Annotated in this window: 14 protein-coding genes, 1 tRNA gene and 1 pseudogene; 5 read left to right on the forward strand and 11 right to left on the reverse strand. The window is 35.9% G+C overall.

Translation table 11 applies throughout. The annotated features are described in order from the left end of the window. Positions 1-29: 29 nt before the first annotated feature. The 5 genes from J7E67_RS22370 to J7E67_RS22390 form a co-directional block, all read right to left on the reverse strand. Entirely contained in the window at positions 30-734 is a 705-nt protein-coding gene (locus tag J7E67_RS22370) for an SAM-dependent methyltransferase (RefSeq protein ID WP_214713575.1), read from the reverse strand. 181 nt (positions 735-915) lie between these two features. Further along, the gene (locus J7E67_RS22375; protein WP_214732865.1) at positions 916-3,276 is read right to left on the reverse strand and encodes a glycoside hydrolase family 66 protein; all 2,361 of its coding nucleotides are present in this window, start codon (positions 3,274-3,276) and stop codon (positions 916-918) included. A 657-nt stretch (positions 3,277-3,933) separates the two neighbouring features. Then, positions 3,934-4,047 (reverse strand): sporulation histidine kinase inhibitor Sda, encoded by a 114-nt coding sequence (gene sda / locus J7E67_RS22380; RefSeq protein WP_214713577.1) that lies wholly within the window; start codon positions 4,045-4,047, stop codon positions 3,934-3,936. A 72-nt stretch (positions 4,048-4,119) separates the two neighbouring features. Beyond that, a complete protein-coding gene (locus J7E67_RS22385) occupies positions 4,120-4,269 on the reverse strand; it encodes a hypothetical protein (RefSeq protein ID WP_214713578.1) in 150 nt (49 codons plus the stop codon). Between the two features lie 106 nt (positions 4,270-4,375). Further along, on the reverse strand, positions 4,376-10,636 hold the full coding sequence (locus J7E67_RS22390) for a TIM-barrel domain-containing protein (RefSeq protein ID WP_214732866.1): 6,261 nt from the start codon (positions 10,634-10,636) through the stop codon (positions 4,376-4,378). Between the two features lie 1,129 nt (positions 10,637-11,765). On the opposite strand from J7E67_RS22390, the pseudogene J7E67_RS22395 reads away from it, so the two are divergent. The 3 genes and pseudogenes from J7E67_RS22395 to J7E67_RS22405 form a co-directional block, all read left to right on the forward strand. After that, positions 11,766-12,236 (forward strand): annotated as a pseudogene (locus tag J7E67_RS22395) (hypothetical protein); the annotation flags it as partial. Positions 12,237-12,438: 202 nt separating this feature from the next. Next, positions 12,439-12,837: a hypothetical protein gene (locus J7E67_RS22400; RefSeq protein WP_214732867.1), complete on the forward strand. Its 399-nt coding sequence runs from the start codon at positions 12,439-12,441 to the stop codon at positions 12,835-12,837. A 39-nt stretch (positions 12,838-12,876) separates the two neighbouring features. Beyond that, positions 12,877-13,329, forward strand: a complete 453-nt coding sequence (locus tag J7E67_RS22405; protein ID WP_214732868.1) for a hypothetical protein — start codon at positions 12,877-12,879, stop codon at positions 13,327-13,329. Positions 13,330-14,089: 760 nt separating this feature from the next. Here J7E67_RS22405 and J7E67_RS22410 read toward each other — a convergent pair. Continuing rightward, a tRNA-Sec gene (locus tag J7E67_RS22410) sits at positions 14,090-14,186 on the reverse strand. Positions 14,187-15,188: 1,002 nt separating this feature from the next. Between J7E67_RS22410 and J7E67_RS22415 the strand changes: the two genes are divergently transcribed. Further along, positions 15,189-15,611: a CBS domain-containing protein gene (locus tag J7E67_RS22415; protein WP_214713583.1), complete on the forward strand. Its 423-nt coding sequence runs from the start codon at positions 15,189-15,191 to the stop codon at positions 15,609-15,611. Between the two features lie 373 nt (positions 15,612-15,984). On the opposite strand, the gene J7E67_RS32360 is transcribed toward J7E67_RS22415, so the two are convergent. The 5 genes from J7E67_RS32360 to J7E67_RS22440 form a co-directional block, all read right to left on the reverse strand. After that, a complete protein-coding gene (locus tag J7E67_RS32360) occupies positions 15,985-16,095 on the reverse strand; it encodes a DUF3934 family protein (protein WP_374102962.1) in 111 nt (36 codons plus the stop codon). Positions 16,096-16,408: 313 nt separating this feature from the next. Then, entirely contained in the window at positions 16,409-16,849 is a 441-nt protein-coding gene (locus J7E67_RS22425) for a S1 domain-containing RNA-binding protein (protein WP_214713584.1), read from the reverse strand. A gap of 531 nt (positions 16,850-17,380) precedes the next feature. After that, positions 17,381-18,175, reverse strand: a complete 795-nt coding sequence (locus J7E67_RS22430; RefSeq protein WP_214713585.1) for an FAD synthetase family protein — start codon at positions 18,173-18,175, stop codon at positions 17,381-17,383. A gap of 19 nt (positions 18,176-18,194) precedes the next feature. Continuing rightward, positions 18,195-18,995, reverse strand: coding sequence for a 2-keto-4-pentenoate hydratase (locus tag J7E67_RS22435; protein ID WP_214713586.1), 801 nt, complete (start codon positions 18,993-18,995; stop codon positions 18,195-18,197). A 14-nt stretch (positions 18,996-19,009) separates the two neighbouring features. After that, complete coding sequence (locus J7E67_RS22440) at positions 19,010-19,483, reverse strand: flavin reductase family protein (RefSeq protein ID WP_214713587.1); 474 nt, start codon at positions 19,481-19,483, stop codon at positions 19,010-19,012. Between the two features lie 546 nt (positions 19,484-20,029). On the opposite strand from J7E67_RS22440, the gene J7E67_RS22445 reads away from it, so the two are divergent. After that, positions 20,030-21,325, forward strand: coding sequence for an MFS transporter (locus J7E67_RS22445; RefSeq protein ID WP_214732869.1), 1,296 nt, complete (start codon positions 20,030-20,032; stop codon positions 21,323-21,325). The last annotated feature ends 88 nt before the right edge of the window (positions 21,326-21,413 follow it).

The raw sequence follows: 21,413 nt of genomic DNA on the forward strand, positions 1-21,413 counted from the left end.
CTTTACAACGGGTACAGTTTACCTTTTTACTATCCTTTTTTTATTTTTAACATCGAATTAGCATTTGTTTGAAATTCATAGGTTACTTTTACTTCCTCTACAGAATAACCTTTTTCGATAACATGATTTCTTACTTTGTCTAAATGTATATATCTTTTACCTTCTAAATCAACTAAGGGGAAGATGCGAACTTCCTCTTTAGTAACCCTTAATAATTCATCTAATGTATCTATATGAAATTGATAATCTAATCTATCGGCATACATAAATAAAAAATGTGCAGATAGAAGAATATCAAATTGTTCATTCTTAAACGGTAAAGTAGGTAAAGTAACGGGAATGTATCTTTCTCTGGATTCCATCATATCGTTGACACAATCATGTAAGGCTTTTAACCGATTGTTTCTAAGCCCCTCTATATTCTTGAAATAATCCCATTTATAATTGCTATGAGCTTTTTCCATATGCTTCATCGCGTGTTCAATATCCTGAAGACCTTTATTTTTCAGGTCTTCGCCTGAGTGATAATAGGCAATATCACACGCAGTTACATCTAAATCTGATTTGTTACCAACAGCAGTAAATGAACAAGCTCCTGCTGGACAATCGAGTATTTTCTTTCCTTTTAGTTCTTCTTCTGAAAGAGAAAACATATCCAAATACTCTTCGAATGTTCTCCCAATAAAAACAATTCGTTCTAAACCTAACTTTATATTCTGCTGAACATTACTCAACTAAACTCACCTCTTCTAAAAGATTACATTTCAATTTTCATAACTAAATACTAATCTTAACCTCTTTGTTTTGGTCAAATAACCGCCTTTAAATCAATATGAAAGCTGCCCATTTGGGCAGCCACGACCTCCTGCACACATTACCTATTAAAATAAATATTTATCTTGTTTGTTGCTCTCATTATTTGGCAGTGACCTTTAAATTATCCCATCTCCGATTTCCAGTTTCACTTCGCAAGCCGACAGAGCCTTTCATGAAGGGGTCTTGATAGTCGCTGACGGTTCCCATTTGATTTAAATCAATCTCAATTGTAAATTGATTCCCTATACAGGTTAGCTTTAAATAATGGTAGCCTGAAGAGTAAATGTACTCTCCTCCTTTTATCTCTCGCCATGTCGTTCCATCAAATTTATATAATTCATATTTGTTGCCTTCCTTTAATTCTAGCTGATAGAATCCACCATCCTGCTGTATGCGTGCGAGAATAGCTCCATTATTGGTAGTATCAGGTATATAAACATGGCCTTCAACCGAATAATCCCCAGTATTGAAACCATTTTTATATTTAGCAATACCCCCATTTGAGCTTGTAACAGTTAATTCCCCTGTAGAACCTGTAGGCTGTGTTATTGACCAGGCTCCGTTTAATGGGGCCCATCCCGTAGGCAATGTCCCCACCCCGTCCGACTCAAAGTCATTAAATATTATCTGACCTGTTTCATTTTGATCCTTCTCAATCCATACCATATCCCAATAGTGCAATTTAGGTACCGTTAAAGAAATATAATTTCCCTGAGAATCGCTTCCTTTAGTGTACGATAAGCTGTTTGCTTTACCGTTTTCAAAGTCAGGAGTGGCCCACCATACTTTGGCGTTTGAAGAAAGGGTCCCATCATAATAAATTTTCACAGGAATATTTTCCTGCACATTTGGTGCAGGATAGTCTCCATTATCATCCCGCCATTTAGTAGATGTATTGTTCATAAGATTGATTAAATGCACAATATCGTAACCATTCTTCGATTTCGCAAACGTCCAGATTTTCCCTGCCTCCCCATCGGTACTTGATGGAAAATTTACTTGGTCCGTCAGGGTAATTTTGTTGCTTCCCTTTACAATATTATCACGCAGCAGGTTTTCATAGGCTGTTAAAAAGTTGTAATAATTCCCCATTGCCTTCTTTAAGGAATCCGTCATAATGAGATTCTTATTAGGAAAGTACTCATCAGAAAGCATATATCCGCCGTCACCTAATTCAATATGTGAAGCTCCAGCTGCAAATATTGCCGCGTCTGCTAATCTTATTGAAGAATCATTAAAATTCCTCTTAGTCTCTGCAGGGGTTGTTTTGGAGTAGTTTCTATTCATGTAGGCTGCGAAGACTACTGATTTATTGCTTAATGCCTTTGATTTCTCTACCAATTTTACCAAATCAGCATAGTCATCATTGCTTGGATTCCCATCCCATAGCTCAGAATATACAAAGTCTGCATTGGACTTGGAAGCCTGATCTTGGCCATAAGCTTCCACAGAATTAAAAACTATATCCTTGCCTAAAGAAGCCTTAGCTGCATTTATGAAAGAACCATATGTGTCTTCAAGATTTATATGGTTCCTGTTCCAATCATATAAATCCCCGCGGGGTCCCAGAGAATCAATATGCCAGCCGTCAAAAGCAAAATTCTTAAAAACTTCACTTTCCTTTAAATTTATATAGTTCTGCCAATCTGTATTTGCAGGATTTGACAGGTAAATTTTGCTTGTAGCCCATCCATTTTCCAGTGGATGAGCATCCTGCCGTCCAGGATCGTAATTTCCATTGGAGTCCTTAAATAGCCCCCATGCCACCTGTACTCCATCATTCCAGTAATTATCAAATGCTCCATTTATCAAGTTATAATTCATAGCTTTCATATTATAACTATGTGCATTATCTATATAGCTGTTTACAGTATTTCTTGATATCCATCTGTTACCAATATCCTGCCAGTAAGCATGAGAAGGATCAGGGTTCGGGATATGATGTTTCCATTGCCAGTCATAAAACTGAAGTCCATTAATATGGTAGTTTTTTAACTCCCATGTTTTTTTAGCCGAATCAGTTGTATCCGAAAATTCACTAACATATCCATACCTAGGGTATTTAGTCCAGGTGCTAGAAACATCAACAGCAGTTGAACCAGAATCAATAATTGTGCCTGTGTCGTCGCGGACCCAAACTTCAACTAAATATCCTCTGTAATCATTTGGGGGCGGTGTCCAACTATATGTTAATGTTTTAGCTTCATTTTCTGCTAGGGTAATCGATTTAACCTGGTCTGTGTCAGCCTGTGAACCAAGATACCGAAAGTAAAGAGTAACGTTCCCTGAAAAATTAGCTCCCGTTTTATTTAGTAAATCCACAAATATTTCTACAGACTGGCCAGGATTGTATCGAGCCTTGTCTGTATTCACTAATTTTATAATTGTACCAGAATCCTCGGCTTGCGCATGTGGCTGATCTTTTCCGATAAAATAGAAAGGCACGGTAATCAGAATCATGATAACGAAAAATATACTCTTCTTTCTAATCGATTTCATCCCCTATCTAAAATGTGATAACGCTTACAAATAACTTGAAGGCCTTTTACGTTTTCATACACTAATAGATTACTGGCAATGCAAGTTGAAGCATTAGTATCCTTTGTATTTTCTATATACTCCCCCTTTCCTTGATAATTTCACTATACAATAAAATGAATCTTTATATGATTTCTTCTAGAATATTCATAATTTTAAACACTAAAAACAAAATAATTAACACTTAAATCGTAATATATTACACTATCCGTCCTAAACCAATTTCGTTCTTTGTATAAAAAAACACTTCCAATGAAAGGGCTAACCTGAAATGACCAATTAATATGAGACAATGAAAAAGTACCGATTTATGCTACCAAGTCACTGCTCCCTGGTAATTTTCCATTCTCGCTTTCAGCAATAAAGATCCTTTTATATTTATCAGTATGTGTAATGTACTTACAGATTTGACATAAGGAGTATTAGAAAGAATCTTTTCTATTTCTTTATCGGTAAAGAGTTATATATGATTATTCTTAATTTCTCACATTTTTTTCATTATACAAAAAAGTACCCGATGAGGTAGACCTTTTTTAGTGTCTACTCTGTCGGATACGTTTTATAATCTAAAATATATTTTTATTTTCTTTTATTTAATTCATTTTTTATTAGATTAATAAAATTTGGGCTTATATTTATTTTTAGTGCCTTTTCGTATACTTCTCTCAATTCTTCCAAGTCAAGTTTTCCCATGATTAGTCCCCCCTTAAAAAAAAGGTTTTTCCTTATATCTTTATTTAATAGCATTACTAGCCTGAAATATATTCATTTATTATGCTCATGCTTAGGGAGAGCTTTAAGACTCTCGAATCTATCGACTAATTCTTTAATTGTATCAATTAGAGTCATATTTTTAACATTCTTCCCAATTATTACATTTACCTTTTCTAATAATCCAGGATATTCTCTTACCAATAGGTAACCCTCCTTGGGGAAAATAAATTTCCATTTAAATTTAGAAAATAGCCCCAGAAGCAACTGCTGGGGCTATTTATTCATTAGAATTTTTTCTTTTACTCCATCACTTTACTGTAACAGGAGGCTTTCCCTTTAAATCGCTTGTAATAACTTGTGCTTGGGATGTTGATACCTGAGCAGTTTTAAAATATAACATATCGGTTTTGGAATCGTAGTACCAAACATCACTGTCTTTTTCAACTGCTTCTTTAGAAGCTACTTGTTTTAATTTTTTACCATTTCTTTTTACAGAGTTGAAAGCTTTACCTGAAGCGTTTGCCTTTATTTCAGCCATCCATGCTCTGTTTTGAATACTTCCAGCAAAGCTCCCCTTCATCGCTGCAATTTCAAATGTTACTTCACCTGAATTGGATGCTATGGAAAGCTTAGTATCTACTGACTGGCCTTTTTCATAATTATATGTTTGCCCATCATCTTCATAGAGGTTGAAGGTAGTTACTTCCCCATTTTGTTTCGGAAAAGCTTTTACATTTATTTGTGTTAAAGGTTTTTCATTTGTATAATTTTGAACCTCACGCTCTGGGATAATAGCTCCTTCCTTGGCAAAAACCGGAACCTTGGACAAATCAGCATTATACTCGATGCTTTGTCCACCTGTATATGCAGCTTTATTGTTCCAGTCATACCATGTACCTCCCGGAAGGTAGATACTTCTTTTGTTTGCTCCTTCTTTTGATACAGGAGCAACGAGCATATTCGGACCGAACATCCATTGATCTTCAATACCATATACTTTAGCATCTGCTCCGTAATCCATGACAAGTGGTCTCATCAACGAGATGTTGTTCTCTGATGTTTGCTTTGCAGCTGAGTAAATGTAAGGAAGAAGCTTATAGCGTTGCACAATGCTTTGTTTAACAATCGCCTCTGCATCTGTGCCAAACGCCCATGGCTCTCTTGTATTTGTTGGATCTCCGCATTCACAATTGTGGGCACGGAAAATTGGCATAAACGCACCTGCCTGCATCCAGCGTGTATAGAGTTCAGCAGATGGCTTCCCGTTAAACCCTCCAGTATCCGTTGTGAAGTAAGACATTCCCGACATTGAAGCACTTAAGCCCAATTGTAAATTGTGCTGTAAAGAATCCCAGCTCGCATCGACATCGCCGCTCCAAACTGTAGTTCCATATTCCTGAATCCCGGTGAAACCGGAACGTGCCAAGCTCCAAAGTCTGTCATTGCTGTAGCTTCTGTGCCCATCATAAAAGGCTTTTGCCTCATTTAGGGCATATACATTTCTAATTTCCGCTGCATTTCCTTTAGCGAATTGATGTCTAATGGAATCGGTTGCTATTTCGGGCTCATTTAAGTCAATCCAGTACCCTTTTACACCAGCATCATGTAAGGATTTAACCTGTGCATTGAACCATTCCACAGCTTTAGGGTTGGTAAAATCGACTAACCCCGATTTACCATACCAAGCATCATAAATAATGGTATTACCTGACGTATCTTGAACGAAATATCCATTCTTGTCACCTTCATTAAAGGTGTTTGCCGTTATTTGAACATACGGATCAACAAGTGGGACCATCTTAACACCTTTTTTCTCTAACGCTTCCATGCTTTCTTTCGGATTTGCAAAAGCTTCCGACCATGTCATGTCAAAGTAATGGTTATCTTTTGCCCAATAAGCATCAAGGATCATACCATCCAAAGGAATTTGTTTTTCACGGAAAGTATCTGCAACCTTGTTCACTTCAGCCCAGCTCTTGTATCCAAACTTCGATTGAATATAGCCTAATGTCCATTGTGGAGGCATTGGTGGAGTACCTGTTAAGTTAGCAAAGCTTTTCATAATGTCCGTTAGATTCGTTTTACTTTCTCCAGCGATAAAGTAGTAAACCATTTCGCCGTTTGGTGAATGGAATGTATACTTTTCGGTATCAGTTGCTCCCATATCAAATGTGACATTTTCATAGGTGTTATCAAAGTATAGTCCGTATCCTTTTGTACTTGTGAAGAACGTACCTGAAATGTCGGAAGTGTTACCACCGTACCCACCCTTCATAGCGTTGTTCATCACTATCCTTTGACCTCTTCTATCAAAGGATTGGGAGTCACGGTCCATACCGAGACCAAAGAAATGCTCATCTGTATCAAGTTTCATTGCAGCGTATACGCCTGTATCTTCGTCATAGCCTAAACCACTGCCTCCGAGCTGTTCTGTGAGCAGCTTAGCATTAGCCGTATCATAATAGGCAAGCTTAAATGGAGACTTGTATGCTCGTAAACTCATTTTGTCTGATTGAATTAAAATATAATCTTTCTGATCACTTACTTTAGGGACAATAGTTGCTGCTTCTTGATTAACAACATAAGAAGCCTTTTTCTTAAATGTTCCAGTCGGTTCCAGCCAAACTTTAGCAGTATCGTTTTGAACGAACTCGACCTTAACCTTTTCCCCGCCTGTAGAATTCAAAACAATGCTCTTACCATCTGCACTTAGAGTGTACGGTTTATCTGCATCTAAACTCTCAATATAAGAAACTTTCAATGGGACAGATGGATCCATTTTTGTTAATTTTATCTCATCAGCATCAAGGACGCTGTCAGCCTGACCATCTGCTTTTATGCCGACCTTCACGACTTCACCATTTAACAGTGAGATATTTGGAATCTTTATTTCTTTCCAGTCACTTCCTGCTGGGATAGACACCTCTTTTGTCCCACCTGAATAGGTAACATAAAGCGAAGCATTTTCAAAGCCTCCCGCTTTGCGAGTACTAACCGATAATTGGTAATTTCCATCGATCGGTGCATTGGCAAATTGCCATATATCAGATGAATATGCATCGGAACCAGCCACCCGTGCAAAGACCTTTCCACCTTCCGCTTCAATGGATTGATTCACCATATTGGTCCTGCTCCACCCTGTGAAACCTTCCTCAAATCCATTGTTGTAGAGTTGGATTTTGACTTCCTCTGGTGCCCCTGAGTCAGCTGATACAAGCTCGACATTATCAAGTTGCATGGATGTATCTGCTTTAGATGCCTCTAGATAAAATTCAATTGTCACTTGACCTTCTGTTACATCAATCGTATCCGTGCTAAACTTTTTATACTCAAAATCTGCTGCATCATATTTTTGCTTCACCGGGCCATTAGGATCTTTTAGATTCGGTTGAAGAGTTACTTCTACCTTCTCTTTGCCAGGCTGGGATACAATCATTTTTGCCACTCCGCCTGCAAAAGATGGATCCAAATGCGGCATCAGTTTAACCATAGACGAAACGGTATACTTTCCATTTTTTAAACCAGATACAGTTTGCTTAGAGGAAGCTTTACCACCATCATTTGGAGAATACAAGTATTGTTTAGCTCCTTGATAGGCATCGTTTGTATCAACTCCATGCCAAAGGGTTGTCCCCATCGTATCTACAGTCCAGCCAGTTTCATTGCCCATCTCAAAATCTCCATTAACAAGCTGTCCGCCGGCAGAAGATCCGAATTGAATAGAGTCAATTGAAGCAGAACCTTTGTCCTCCCCTGTGAATTCAAGGGTGATTAAATTAACACCTTTGTTAAACTGGATGGATTTTTCAGCAGTACCCCATTTATCTCCAGTACCTTTAAACGTTACCTGCACTGGAGTTTGGATTACCTTCATATCTCTATCCTCAACGGACAAGGATAATGTACTTTCTTCTGTGTCTGCGTTTGAATATTTTATGTCTAAAGGATATTTCCCTGCTTCCGGCATATCAACAGCCATTGTCACTTTTGACCCTTTTTTATTAAGTCCAGTGATATAGCCGAAGCCGCCAAATCCCGTCAGATCGTTATCAAAAATGGCTCCTCCTTGATAAGAAGCTACTTCCGTTTGATAAACTTTTTTGTTTGTTTCTGGTACTACTTTTATTACGGTACTGTCATGCGGGTCGAGCATCTTGGAGTACATCGTCCGGTAGCCTAAATCTTTATGTTCCCAGAGATCGCGGACAAATGCTTCATCTTCAATTCCAAGTAATTTTTTAAAATCCACTGAAAGTCCTTTGCTTGAATCACTGCGGTTGGAAAGAGAAACAACCCACGATCCATCAGGCAGCTGCCCGACCCATCTTTCACTGTCGCGGCTGTTACCGGTTTTATAATGCTTATTGGAATAGAAAATTGGTTTTCCAACGAATCCAAGTTTATTCAATTCAACCATTTCTGTGTTTTGGAAATATTTATAGTTGTCACCAATTGTGTCATATTGATCGGCAATCGTAATTGGTGAACCTGCCATAGTGAAAAGCGAAATGGCTGTTTTCTTTTCGTCCTCAGCATAACGGCCTTTGAAGGTATTCAGCTTTAAGAAGTCTCCGTCATTGATTATCGAACCCGTTCCAGAAATATCGGCAAAGCCAGTAAATCCTTGGAATGGATTAGCCCACTGTGACCAATTATTTGTCCACTCCTGCCTCCGTCCACTGATATGGTCCCAACCGCCGCTGAAAGCATCCTCATCAATCCGGATCATATCGCCGTATTTCTGTTCTAATTCACCATGGTTATTCAAGTTGGGCATAACGAGGCTAAGGAATACATTATTTTCTTTTGTGGCCTCATCCATCCATTTAAGTGCCTTTTCATACTGCTCTCTTGTGTGTCCTGTCCCGATCTGGCCAAGTCCCTTATCATAGCCGCTCTCATACCAGGAGAGGAAGTCGACACGTAAAAACGAAGCACCCTGTTCAGCAAAGAACTTTATATAACCTTTCAAGTACTTCTCTGCATCAGGATGATCAACATTTAACCAATAAAGTGCTCTTTCGCCGCCCTGACCACCATCAAATCGGTCACCTTGAAGTATTTTTCCGCCGCCAATATCTTGCGGTTCTTTAATGACAAGATCGGCTACCGGTGTATTCGTTCCTGGAACCTTGTATTTATCCGGATTTTTAACAACCTCTGGGGAAACCCAAAGTGGATTGTAATAGATTCCAAACTTCATTCCTTTACTTTTTACATAGTCAGCCCAATATTTCCATGTATGACCATCTGGATAACGCTCATTCGGGTAACCCTTCCATGAATCGTATTCCACTTTGACATCATCAATGTCAATTCCAGCATCGCGTCCTTGTTTTTCAGCAGGATTGACGATAAATTCAATCTTCAATTGGCCGGAAGTCACGTGAACCGTTGCTGCATATGTAGCCCACGTTTCTGAAGTTACTTGCTTACTTACAGAGGCGTCTGGATTAGCCTGATCATATCCAGAAAGCTTCATTTCAATAGTAACCCCTTTGTCTACAAAACTATTTTTCCCTTTAGCCTTGGAGCTAACAGCGTAATTGCCGTCTGGAAGATTAGTTAATGATTGTGAAACAGTTTGTTTGTTTGGATCCCCGCTATAGGTCCATAATGACTTATCACCCTCTGGGTCATCATTACGTCCATAACCAAATGAACCATCAAAACTCCATCCGCTTTTTTCGTCTTGCTCAAATCCACCATTAACGGCGATATTCCCTTCAGGTATCTGACCTTTTTCTACTGTTTCAAAGGTGATATCGTCAAGCTGCAAAGAAGCATTTCCCTGCTTAGCATCAATAACAAATTCGATTGTCAGCTCTGTTCCTACTGAATCCACATCAAGTGTATAGTTCTTATAACTTGAACTAGGCTCAATTGGAAATTTTTTTACTACCTCGCCGTTCTGAATAATTTGCATTACTGCATGGCTGCCAATTGCTTCATCATTAAACTGATTTGATCCTGTGAAATCTCCTAAAGCTGCCCATGCAGACAAATGATAGGTTTTATCCTTTTCTAGCCCTGTTACTTTTTGGCTTACGGAACCATTAAACGCTGCATTTTTATAAAAATAAAATTTAAAGTTATTACGCGCCCCGGACTTATCTACACCCGAATCTGCATTTCCTTTAATATCCCAGCCCTCTTTTGTACCATATTCGAAGTCACCATTAAATAACTTCCCAGGCAGAAGGTAGGGATTCTCGCGTCCATCCATATAAATCGGGTTCGTCATCCAGCGATCATTATGTGACACAACGTAACCGTTTTCATTTAAGAGTGTTGCACCTTCAATCCATCCATCAGTACTGATCATGTCGTACCCGTAAGGGAGGAAATTTTTGGCCATCCAATCAACATTTTCTTTTAACCGATGTTCAGGCATAAACACATCTTTACTCCACTGGTGTTCATAAGAATTCCAATACATTGGGCCGGCACCTTGCCTAGTAAATTTACTATCTCTGGCATATGCAAAATTAAAACTAAAAGTAGAAAATAGTAATGAAATAATTAGTGATAAAACAATTGACTTCTGTAAATGCCTTCCTTTTTGCATGTTTACCTCCCCAATAGCTTTATATAATAAATTCTATTTAAATGCAGCAGCCGAAAATCAATAAACACCTCCATAAGGGGCGCCGCAACTAAATTCATAAGATAGAAAAAATTACTTTTACTCTGAATGAAGTAAGTGGACCTAAGAAGTCCATATTAAAAAGCCTCTTATATGTTAATAGGAGCTGTAATTAACCATACGTCATCAATATGCACAGAGGAGGTTTTTCATATGTATCTATAAATAAACTCATACTTACTACAAAAAAGAAAAATGTTGCTAAATGGTTAACAAATCCTATTACTTCATGTTGTTCCTAGTTGTTAATTTATAAGTCTATTATGTTTCTAAATACCCTCTAGGGAAACCGCTTTCTTTCCGAAGAAGGTGTCTAATTATACGATTTTCCTGACACTACTTTTCTTAAAAAAGGAGGAGGTGTTTTATATTATTATTTAAAAGAAATAAAAGACACCTCATTTGATAGTTATGTTTAAAATTAACCACCTTAAATCTTCTGTTCATTATGGAATGCAGAAATTGAATACTCTTAAATAGACTTAATGTTTTTTTATCTACCTACTAAAATTCCAATCGAGTTCACAAAAGGTATATATTTGGTGTTTAAAAAAGGAGAAACTGTTGGGATAACGCTCCCCTAGAGCCATTTTTCGGTCATTTTAAAGATGAAGCAAATATAAAATCGTGTGTTACCTTAAACGAACTTATCAATTTTCACTATAATAGTTATAATTAAAATTTCCTTACTTAACCTTGGAGGTTAGATTATGCAATTTTGAAACAAATCTAGGAAATCTAATCAGAATATTGCACTCGCACTAAGATTAGTTTCAAAATAATCTCCGTTTGGTAAAGGTTTTGCTTTTCTCATATTTTCTGCATTGCATTAAAAGTGTCAATATTCCTGCTGTTACATCAAAAGTTTCACTCTTAATTTTTTTTTGACCGTACGTAAAGACTCGGCGAAGCCGCAAATATTTTGTATTGTGGAAAGTGAAAAGGGTGCTGACAGAATGAACCATAAGCACCCTTTTTATCAAAGTGTGATTTCTACTTCCCAATCATCTGGCTGTAAACCGGTGTACCAGATAGGAGAGAATCAACAAGGTTTAACATTTATTATGAAGGTAAATATTATCCTCCAAAATACGTGGTTTCTATTGCAAATATTTTCGCTAATGGTCAAGAATATTTACCTTCTTTGTTTAGTGGTGGTGATGAAACTAATAGGTTTTTAAAAGGTTTAGGATTTATAATAGTTGAAAGTAATTTCAAAATTGATTCTGAAGATAAAGGTCATTGGAATTATTTGAAAAGTCATTCATGGGAGATTATTTCGGGAGATTTAGCAATAAAAACACTTGATAAATCCGCATTCCTTCATCCTGGAACTGGTATTCCAAAAGAAATACGAAGTTATTTTTATGCTCAAGGAATGGGTAACGGCGAAAAAAGAGAAATTGTACTGGAATATAGAAAAAAAGTTTATCATGCTGCTATAGAAATGGACAAACAAGATTCACCTCGAAGTAGACTTTTTTGGAAAGCAGACTTTTCAGAGATAATAAAAAATATTTGAAAAATAAGGGGGGTATCCTTTTTTTTTGCTTTCGGCTGGACTATATCCCACACACAAAATTTATCCCATTTTACGTTTTCCTTGCTTTCCGCTTTTTTCTGCTGATTTTCGATTTTCTAAGCCTACCAGTTCTAAGCATAACGTATAATCTAACCTTCTTTGACTAATAATGGATTTATTATTGATTCTTGGAGGTTTATATATGCAAGAAGAATCCTATTATAAACGAACAAAAAGAGAAAAAGCATTGGTCAGAAAGTTAGCCCCTAAAATTATCGTCAAATTCTTCAACTCGCTTGATTTTAAAATAATAAGCTGGTCACACAAGCATATTGGTTTTTCTCATGGAACAGGACGCTATAATATTAATGTGGAATTATGTGAAGAAGTAATTCACTGTACATTATGGAGAATCCACTTAAATGAAAGAGATTCAAGTAAATTAATATCAACTATGTTGAAGTTTTTTCTATTTGAATTAAAGCCGAATGATAAATTATCTCTAAAGGGAGAAATTATTTTAAATGAAGATAGCCAAATTGACACATTAGAAACCTTGATGGCTATTGAACAATTTTTTGTGGAAAAAAGTAATGGCTAATCACTCGCTGATTAGCTTTTTCTATTTTCCCATAAGTAGGTGAACAAAATTAAAAAGAAATTTATTTTAGAATTTGACCATGAACCCAGCTTACTATTTGTTCCTTCAAAAGCTGGTAGAAGACGTGTAGGAGAATATGCAAAAGGAGAACAATATAAATCCCGTACACTATTAACAGAATCAGAAGTTATTGAAATCAAGCGATTATTAGCAGAAGGTGTAAGAAGTAAAGATATAGCAAAACAATTTAAGGTCAAAAATATTGACGCAATAAAAAGCAAGAAAAATTGGGCTTGGTTAAAAACACCATATGATGATAAAATTCCATATCCACCTAGAGATAAATTAACCGAAGAAACAGTAAAGGAAATTAAACAACTATTAAGACAAGGTGAAAAACAAAAGGTAATAGCTGAACGCTATAGTGTAGTACCAGCACATATTAGTGCAATCGCAACAGGAAAAAGATGGAAGCATATAACCATAGATTAAAAGCTACTCAATCGAGTAGCCTTTAATTTTGCCTTATTGTAAATGTTCGTTTGCTGGGCTGAAAAATTTCCCTTGTTTAAATAGCTGATTGTATTTTTCCTTTATTAGAAGTTCAACCACCGTACCCTTTGATACTGGTACTTTAAAATATGACCTGTTTAGTCCTAAATTGAAAGAGCAAAATTATTGCAAATGTTAAAGAAAAACGTCAAGGTAAGCCACGATGGAATAAATTAATAAAGATGAAAAATGACACGTTCACTCGTCTCGCCGTAATAAAACTATTAACAATAATACAGTAATTATAAAAGAATATATTAAAAAATCCACATTATTTTTAATCAACTATTTCTTTTTCTAAATAGTACACAATACGTTATCTAATATTTATTGAAAACTGTGTACTATTCTAATAACCTTTGACCAAACCAAACTCTACCTAAGAACTAAAATAAAGGTATCATTTTTTTTCTTTTCTTTTAACTATTTTTTTGGTTCTTCCATCTTTTTGCACTTCATAATTATGTGCAATAAGAAAGGCTTGTACTTCTCGATTTTTCATTGTGTTGGTTAATCTTTGCTTTGTCATTTTAGTAGATGCTTTCTAGTACCTTTACGCATAATAAAAAACCTCCAAATGATTGAATTTGAAGGTTCTGAACAAACACAGTTTTGTCTTCTCGGTCACTCTCAGTCTCGTCAAAAATGAACAAAAGACTGTGTGTGTTGGAAGTTGAGTGGTGGATTGAAAACATTAAATTGGCGGGACTGCGTGGGAATCGAACCCACCAGACCTGACACGCAGGTCTCAAGCAGTTTTGAAGACTGTGGAGGACACCAGTACCCCATTAAGCCCCTCCGAAAAGGCATTAAATCAACGTTTTTATCAAGATCCAATACAGTATATCAATTATTAATTATCAAGTTTTTTACGTAAGTTAATTTTATTTCGGATTAAATTGAATCTTTACAATTTCTTTATATAACAGAATTGGATTTCTTTGCAGTATAATATCATATATATATTTATCTTTAAAATTAATGCCCTTATCAGTTTTTAAGGTTTTGTTTGATTACGATAGTTTAACAGTGGTTAACAGATAAGACAGTACCTTTAAGTAACAGTCATTTTAATAAGTGGGCATTAAATTCCTGGAATTATTTTTAGATAATTCGGTATTATTCTTAGTTCTTTTTCCTCTTTTTAACAATTTATTACCCGCTTATAATCAAAAGTAATTAATGACCCCTTTATAAATATATTTCTTCGGACTCTCATACGGGAGTCTACTTTTTTTGTTTATTTATCATATTATTTTATCCTTTCCTTTCTATTGTTATTGATAATTTATAGTCCATAAATTGACGGTATTAGTTGTCCAATTACTGTCCAACCGTATCTCTGAAAAAAGGAAGAATCATGATAATTCTACCTCAATAACCCGTTTAACCATGTGATCATCTATTATTCGAAATCCGTTCTGTGAGCCATAAAGCAAACAATGAGTATATAACTTATTTATGAGCCTTGCGGCTCATCCAGAAAACCGGTGAATTTCATCTAATGCACCATCAGAAAAAAACTGCTGGTCCACTCCTGCATATTTTAGGTGCTTTGCTACATACTCTCCCACTTGAGCACGGTCATAATGTCCCAATTTGAACTGTATATAAATTCTTTGCCGAATGGCTGCGAATTATTGAAGACGTAGGTATTCTTATTGAGCTTTCGATGCATATTAGTGCCATAAGGTATGATATATAAATCTAATTGAAATTTAAACTCGTATTTGATTAATAACATAGAACTAAATGGGGAAATACTAAATGAGAATTAATCACCGGAGGAGGAAGAAACGATGACTATAGTACGCGATATTATGACAAAAGATGTTCAGGTGTGTTCACCACATGACACAGTTACAGCAGCAGCAAAAATTATGCGTGATATTAACTGTGGATCGGTTCCTGTGTGTGAAGGTAAAAAAGTTGTTGGTATGATTACAGATCGTGATATTGTATTAAATTGTGTTGCTGAAGAAAAAGATTGTAAGTCCGTTCATTGCCATGATAGTATGACAAAGGACGTAATCACATGCTCACCCGATACAGATGTACAGGAATGTGCTCGTATGATGTCTGATCATCAAATTCGACGTATTCCTGTTGTTGAAAATGGAGAAATGATAGGTATTTGTGCCATTGGCGATCTTGCAACAGTAAACATTCATGTTAACGAAGCAGGAGAAGCATTAAGTCATATTTCTGAACAAATTCACTAATATCATAATTTACCCTTCCAACATTAGGAAGGGATTATTTTTTTTGAATATTTTGATCATGTAATCGATATCTCTAATTTCAAACATTTAATACCTCGAAAATATTTAGGATGGGTGCTTTACTCCAAAGGCACTAAAAAGTGCCTTATATTATCTCTCATTTTCAATAACGTTTTTCCATGAGTCCTAATATATGTAATTTATTCATATGTATTCATTTGGATCCTCCGAAAATAAACACTTCTAGTTTACGCTTCCATCCTCGTCCATCTTTATATTTATTAATTGCCTTCCTTGAATCCTGAATTAATTCAATTTATTTATGGCCATATTCCATATTGCATTATCATCAATAAAATTCAGATTACCTTGCTTATATAAGGTTTGGCACTCTTTGCCTTGTGGCACTAGCTTTCCAACGATCTTGGCCTTTCTTGCTTGTACCTCTACCTGTTTCGCCTTTACCCTTAGCTTTATTTAAAATATAATCACTCCATTATTATAGTAAATCTGAGCTCCTGTGGTTTGTTAGTTTTATCCATTTTATACGTTATTAACCAAGCACACGAAATATACCATATCATTTCAGGAGGGTTCGTATTGAAACATAAACATTTTAAAAAAGTCATATACACCAATTTCCTTATTCACCTAAGCCCTTCCGTTAGTCATAAGAATGCTCTATTAAACTTTAATATTGTTTTAATGTCTGTTTGAGTTACATTAAAGAAGGCAAGCCCGTTTATTATACAGGCTTGCCTTTATCTATATGATGAAGTTTTAAAAAACGCAGCAGATTATCCGCGTCTTCCTCCTCTACCGCCTTGTTTTGCTCCAGTGCTACGTTTGAGGGTAGACAAATTCTCTTCACTAGTTTTTAAAAAACGAGCCATTTTATCTTCAAAATTTTCCTTTGGTTTGAAATTACTTTTTGAACGGAAGTCTTTTGAACGGCTAGAATCTCTTCCTTGGCGTTGTGGATAAGAAGAAGTTTGTCCTTCGGGTCTATCTATCGCTTGTTTGATTGACAAGGCAGTTTTTCCGTCTTTCTCACTAATCACTTTTACTTCAATCAGGTCGCCAACTTTGAGATGGTCATTAACGTCTTTAACGTAGCTATCAGCAACCTCACTGATATGTACAAGACCTGTTGTGCCTCCCGGTAATTCCACGAAAGCTCCAAAATTAGTAATGCCTGCTACTCTACCTTGTACTTTGCTGCCTACTTCTACTGACATAAAAATAATGTTCCTCCTCAATAATGTTAAAAACAATTCATTATAACTAAATAAGGTAAATGAAATCAACTGAAGTTATTATCCTCTTAATTTTGATTAGTTCGTCCTCTTAACCAAAAGACAAAAGCGTATTTCTTCATGGTTTTCCATCAATTGTTCATCCTGATTTTTTCCATATTTAAAAATCAACACTATTATTTTAACAGGGCCAAAAGAAAAAGAAGCTACCACAGCAATCCCATTGTTTAATAATAATGATGATATGATCAACATAATTAAAAATAACTTATATGTAAATATATAAGATAACCTGACATATATGTTGAAATATATTTTAAAAATATTGATAGAATCAATAATTAATTTTATTTTTTTTAATTTACGACTTACATATATCATTGGAACAAGCAATACGGCAAGTTTGCAATCCATCTGCCACCAGTTGACCACCAATGTTTCTGCATTCCACATGTGTGGAGTGTAATTGACAACACAAAGGGATGTTGGTGGGTTTATCAATAAAATCAAAGGCTAAATAATCAGCTTGGTATTGTTGAAACGATCAACCCATTGTATCGTTAATAAATTCGGTAGTGTAGACACTTCATGATGAATCTGAATATATTTTTTACACTTTACTGTTGCAACACATTCAATGAAAGAATGTCGATCTTCAATCAATACTTTATAACTACCTACATTCGGTAACGAATAATTCGGTAGTATACCATTCTTTTGACAATACTTAGTTTTATAAAAGCCTCCCAATAAACTCGGTAATTCACTAAGCTTTCGTTCTGTTAAGTGCTTCCGAATCAAAGTCGAACTAATTTTTTGATTATTCCACTTTAACTCCTCGACAACAGTTAGGCCTACTTGCTGTGTCGCCGCATAAACTGCCAGTGTTTTAACAGTACCACTTGCTTTTGCCCCATATGTATAGTCGAAACCGCAAATAACTTCCTTAGCATTCAAACCGATAATATAATCATCTAAAAAATCGTTCGCTTCTACTTTAGCTAATTCCTTTGTAAATTCTACGATATAAAAAATATCCACTTCAAGCTTTTCTAACTTTTCTACTTTTTGTTCTAGTGGCTCTAGATAGGAGAATTCTTTGTCTGGAAATAACACACTTTTTGGATGCGGGAAAAAAGAGAGAACGGCTAATGATAAATCTTGTGCTTTTGCTTTTTCTTTAGCTGTTTGAATTACACTTTGATGCCCTAAATGCACACCATCAAAATAACCAAGCGCCATTGCGACATCAGGAGCTGTTTGTCTAATCTCTTGTAAGTTATTAGCATTCACATAGATTACCTTCATTGCGATTCTCCTTTTTCTTTTATCTTGCCTTTTTCACTACTTCCTTCAAAATGGTAACGTTTACTTTTCCCAGTATACCGAAGTCAACTTCGAATTCATCGCCTGTCTCAAAGGTAACAGCCTTTGATAGTGCTCCTGATAAAACAAACATGCCTGGCTCGATAGAAATGCCATATGCACTTACTTCATTTGCTAACCAAACAACCGCATGGAGTGGGTTACCTAACACGGCCGAGCTCGTTGCTTCGTCTAAAAATTCACCATTTTTCTTCACCATCATTGGAATATTTGTGATGTCTTCAATTTCTTTAAGCAGTGTACGCTTTTCGCCTAAAATCGCACCTGCTGAAGAACCATTGTCTGCCACTGTATCCTCGAATTTTATTTTCCAATTCGCAATACGGCTATCGATTACTTCTACTGCTGGTACAACATAAGCTGTTGCATCAATTACATCTTGTACGGTTACTTTTGGCCCTTTTAACTCTTTATTGAAAACAAATGCTATTTCAAACTCTACCTTTGGTTGAATATAGGACTCGGCCACTAAACCATCTTCCTCGTCATATACCATCGTATCTAAAATAAAGCCGTAGTCTGGTGTATATACATTCAACATTTCTTGCATCGCTTTACTGGTTAAACCGATTTTTAGCCCTTTTACTGTCGCCCCTGTGTCAATCTTCTGACGAATTTGCGCTAATTGCACTGCATAAGCATCTGCAACTGTAATATTTTCATAGGTTTCAGTTAATGGGGCAATGGGTTGTTTCGTCCGTTCTGCTTCAAGCAATGCTTCAGCCATTATTTGAATATTCATAGACAATTCTCCTTTTATGATTTAACTGTTTCTAACACAGTCAATTGACGATATTTACCGCTGAAGAACAATAACGGATCTTTATCCAGAAGACGTAAATCTACTACTTTACCAATGAATAATGTATGGTCACCTTCTATATGTTCTGATACAACTTCACATGCGATTTGAGCGATCGCCCCTTTTAATACAGGTAGTTCAGCTAACGTCTCAAATTCAACTTCTTCACCAGGTTTTCCAGCGAAATGACGTGAATAATGCTCTTGATCTTCCGCTAAAATATTTACTGTATATTTTTTAGACTGTGAAACTTTCTCTAAAAACTTTGCTTTATGTCCAATAGAAATTAAGACAAGCTTCGGATCCAATGATACTGACATGAAACCGTTTGCTGTCATTCCATGTGTTTCTCCCTCGTTTTCAGTTAAAAGAACCGTCACCCCTGTAGCAAACTTTCCCATTGCATCCCTAAATAAACGATCATCCATCTCAATTCCTCCATTCTTAATCGATTGATTTAATCATAATTGAGTTAATTTAATATTATCATGGTATTTTTTATTGAAAATTCAAATATAAACAATAAAATTTACCCGAAACCAAATTTGAATTTTTTGTGAATTTTTTTTAAGAAAAAGTCAGATCTATCAATATATCATCATGTCAAAAATTTCACTTTTTGGAATTGGAATTTAGTTCTTTCTAATTTGTTCTCTTCCAAAAACAAATTAGTATCCTTCTTTTTTTTTCTTGTAAATCTCTTTTTTTTCAAATAGAATTCTTTTCATGGAAGATTCGTAATCTGAATATTCCCAATAGACACTATTATTTTATTAAAGAATCGCTGAAATGAATGCGTATCTTGCAAAAAAAATGGAGGTGGGAAATTATCCTAACAATTTTTTGAAAACGCTGACAATCGCCTTAGAGTAAAGTGGAGATGTGAAATTGCCTAAAGAATTTTCAAGTATATCTAACAATTTGGTTACAAAATGATAGGGATGGGAAAATACGGAAATATAAGGGGGCTTTTCATGCGTTGGGTTGTATTAGGATTTCTATTCTTGCTTTCTGTTTTAAACTATACGGATAAATCAGTTTTAGGATTAGCCGCAGAACCAATCATGACTGAACTAAATTTATCTTACGATCAGTTTGGTTTAGTGGGAAGTAGCTTCTTCGCTGCATACGCTGTCGGAAGTATTATTCTAGGCACATTAACGTATCGCTTCAACTCAAAATATTTATTAATGATGATCGCTACTGGATGGACACTTTCATTAGCAAGCGCTTATTTTGTCGAAACGTTAACTCAATTAATTTTACTACGTGTTGTCTTAGGTTTCTTCGAGGGTGCTACGCTCGGTTTTTGCCTAGTACACCTTGCACGATGGTTCACTATTGCACAACGTGGTGTCGCTACAGCTATTATGACTTCTGGTACAACAGTTGGTACGTATTTAGCTGCACCACTTATAGTTATGGGTATTACAAACTTAGGTTGGCAACATTCTTTTGCAATGTTAGGGGTAGCAAGCTTTGCATGGGCACTCTTCTTCTTCTTTATGAGAGACGAGCCAAAGCAACCACTGATCGAAGACGTAAAATCTTTAGCTTCTAACAAGGAAGTACCCTTCAAGCAAATTTTAAAAGTATTAATCAACCCGTATGTATTATCAATTTTTGTTGTAGGTTTCGTATCCATGTGGATTACAACTTGGGTTCTTACTTGGGCACCAACTTACTTAACAAAAATCGTTGGTCTTGAGCCACAAAGGATGAGCTTAATATTCGCTGGAATGGGTATTACAGGTACAGTATTCGCAATTTGTGCAGGTAAATTTACAGATTTCTTATTCAAGAAAAATAAAAGCCTTATCAAATCTTATGACCGTGTATTAGTTACAGTATTACTTGTTGGTGCAACCTCTTACGCAATGACAACCATTGTATCTTCCCCAGTTTTAGCATGTATTTTCTTAGGAGTGGGCTTAATAATGAACACAAGCTTATTACCGTTAAATGCTGCGATGACAACAATAATCATTCCGAAAAACTTAGTAGGCAGTGTGACAGGTTTTACACTATCTATTTCAAGTATGGCTGGTATAATTGGTCCATGGATTACTGGTTACTTAATTACACTTGCAGGTGATGACGTTCGCTCTGGCTTCAACTCAGGGGTGATAATTATCGTTAGTTTATATGTTGTAACTGCAATCGTGTTATTAGCTACGCGTAAATTAAAAATTACATCAACTGAAAAAGAAGATGCAAGTCGTGCTGCTGAAGAAGTGCAAATGAACTTAGACGTTGTTGTAGAGCAATAATATTCAACATGGGTTTATCCCATAAGAAAAAATATATCCGACTGTAGACAAACTCAAATAGTGAGTGTGTTTACAGTCTTTTTTGATT

It is taken from the genome of Bacillus sp. ISL-46, from assembly GCF_018613205.1.

Coding starts and splice junctions, on each gene's coding strand:
- J7E67_RS22375 (WP_214732865.1), bottom strand. CDS start 3,276: ATGATTCTGATTACCGTGCCTTTCTATTTTATCGGAAAAGATCAGCCA.
- sda (WP_214713577.1), bottom strand. CDS start 4,047: ATGGGAAAACTTGACTTGGAAGAATTGAGAGAAGTATACGAAAAGGCA.
- J7E67_RS22390 (WP_214732866.1), bottom strand. CDS start 10,636: ATGCAAAAAGGAAGGCATTTACAGAAGTCAATTGTTTTATCACTAATT.
- J7E67_RS22400 (WP_214732867.1), top strand. CDS start 12,439: ATGCAAGAAGAATCCTATTATAAACGAACAAAAAGAGAAAAAGCATTG.
- J7E67_RS22415 (WP_214713583.1), top strand. CDS start 15,189: ATGACTATAGTACGCGATATTATGACAAAAGATGTTCAGGTGTGTTCA.
- J7E67_RS22425 (WP_214713584.1), bottom strand. CDS start 16,849: ATGTCAGTAGAAGTAGGCAGCAAAGTACAAGGTAGAGTAGCAGGCATT.
- J7E67_RS22430 (WP_214713585.1), bottom strand. CDS start 18,175: ATGAAGGTAATCTATGTGAATGCTAATAACTTACAAGAGATTAGACAA.
- J7E67_RS22435 (WP_214713586.1), bottom strand. CDS start 18,995: ATGAATATTCAAATAATGGCTGAAGCATTGCTTGAAGCAGAACGGACG.
- J7E67_RS22440 (WP_214713587.1), bottom strand. CDS start 19,483: ATGGATGATCGTTTATTTAGGGATGCAATGGGAAAGTTTGCTACAGGG.
- J7E67_RS22445 (WP_214732869.1), top strand. CDS start 20,030: ATGCGTTGGGTTGTATTAGGATTTCTATTCTTGCTTTCTGTTTTAAAC.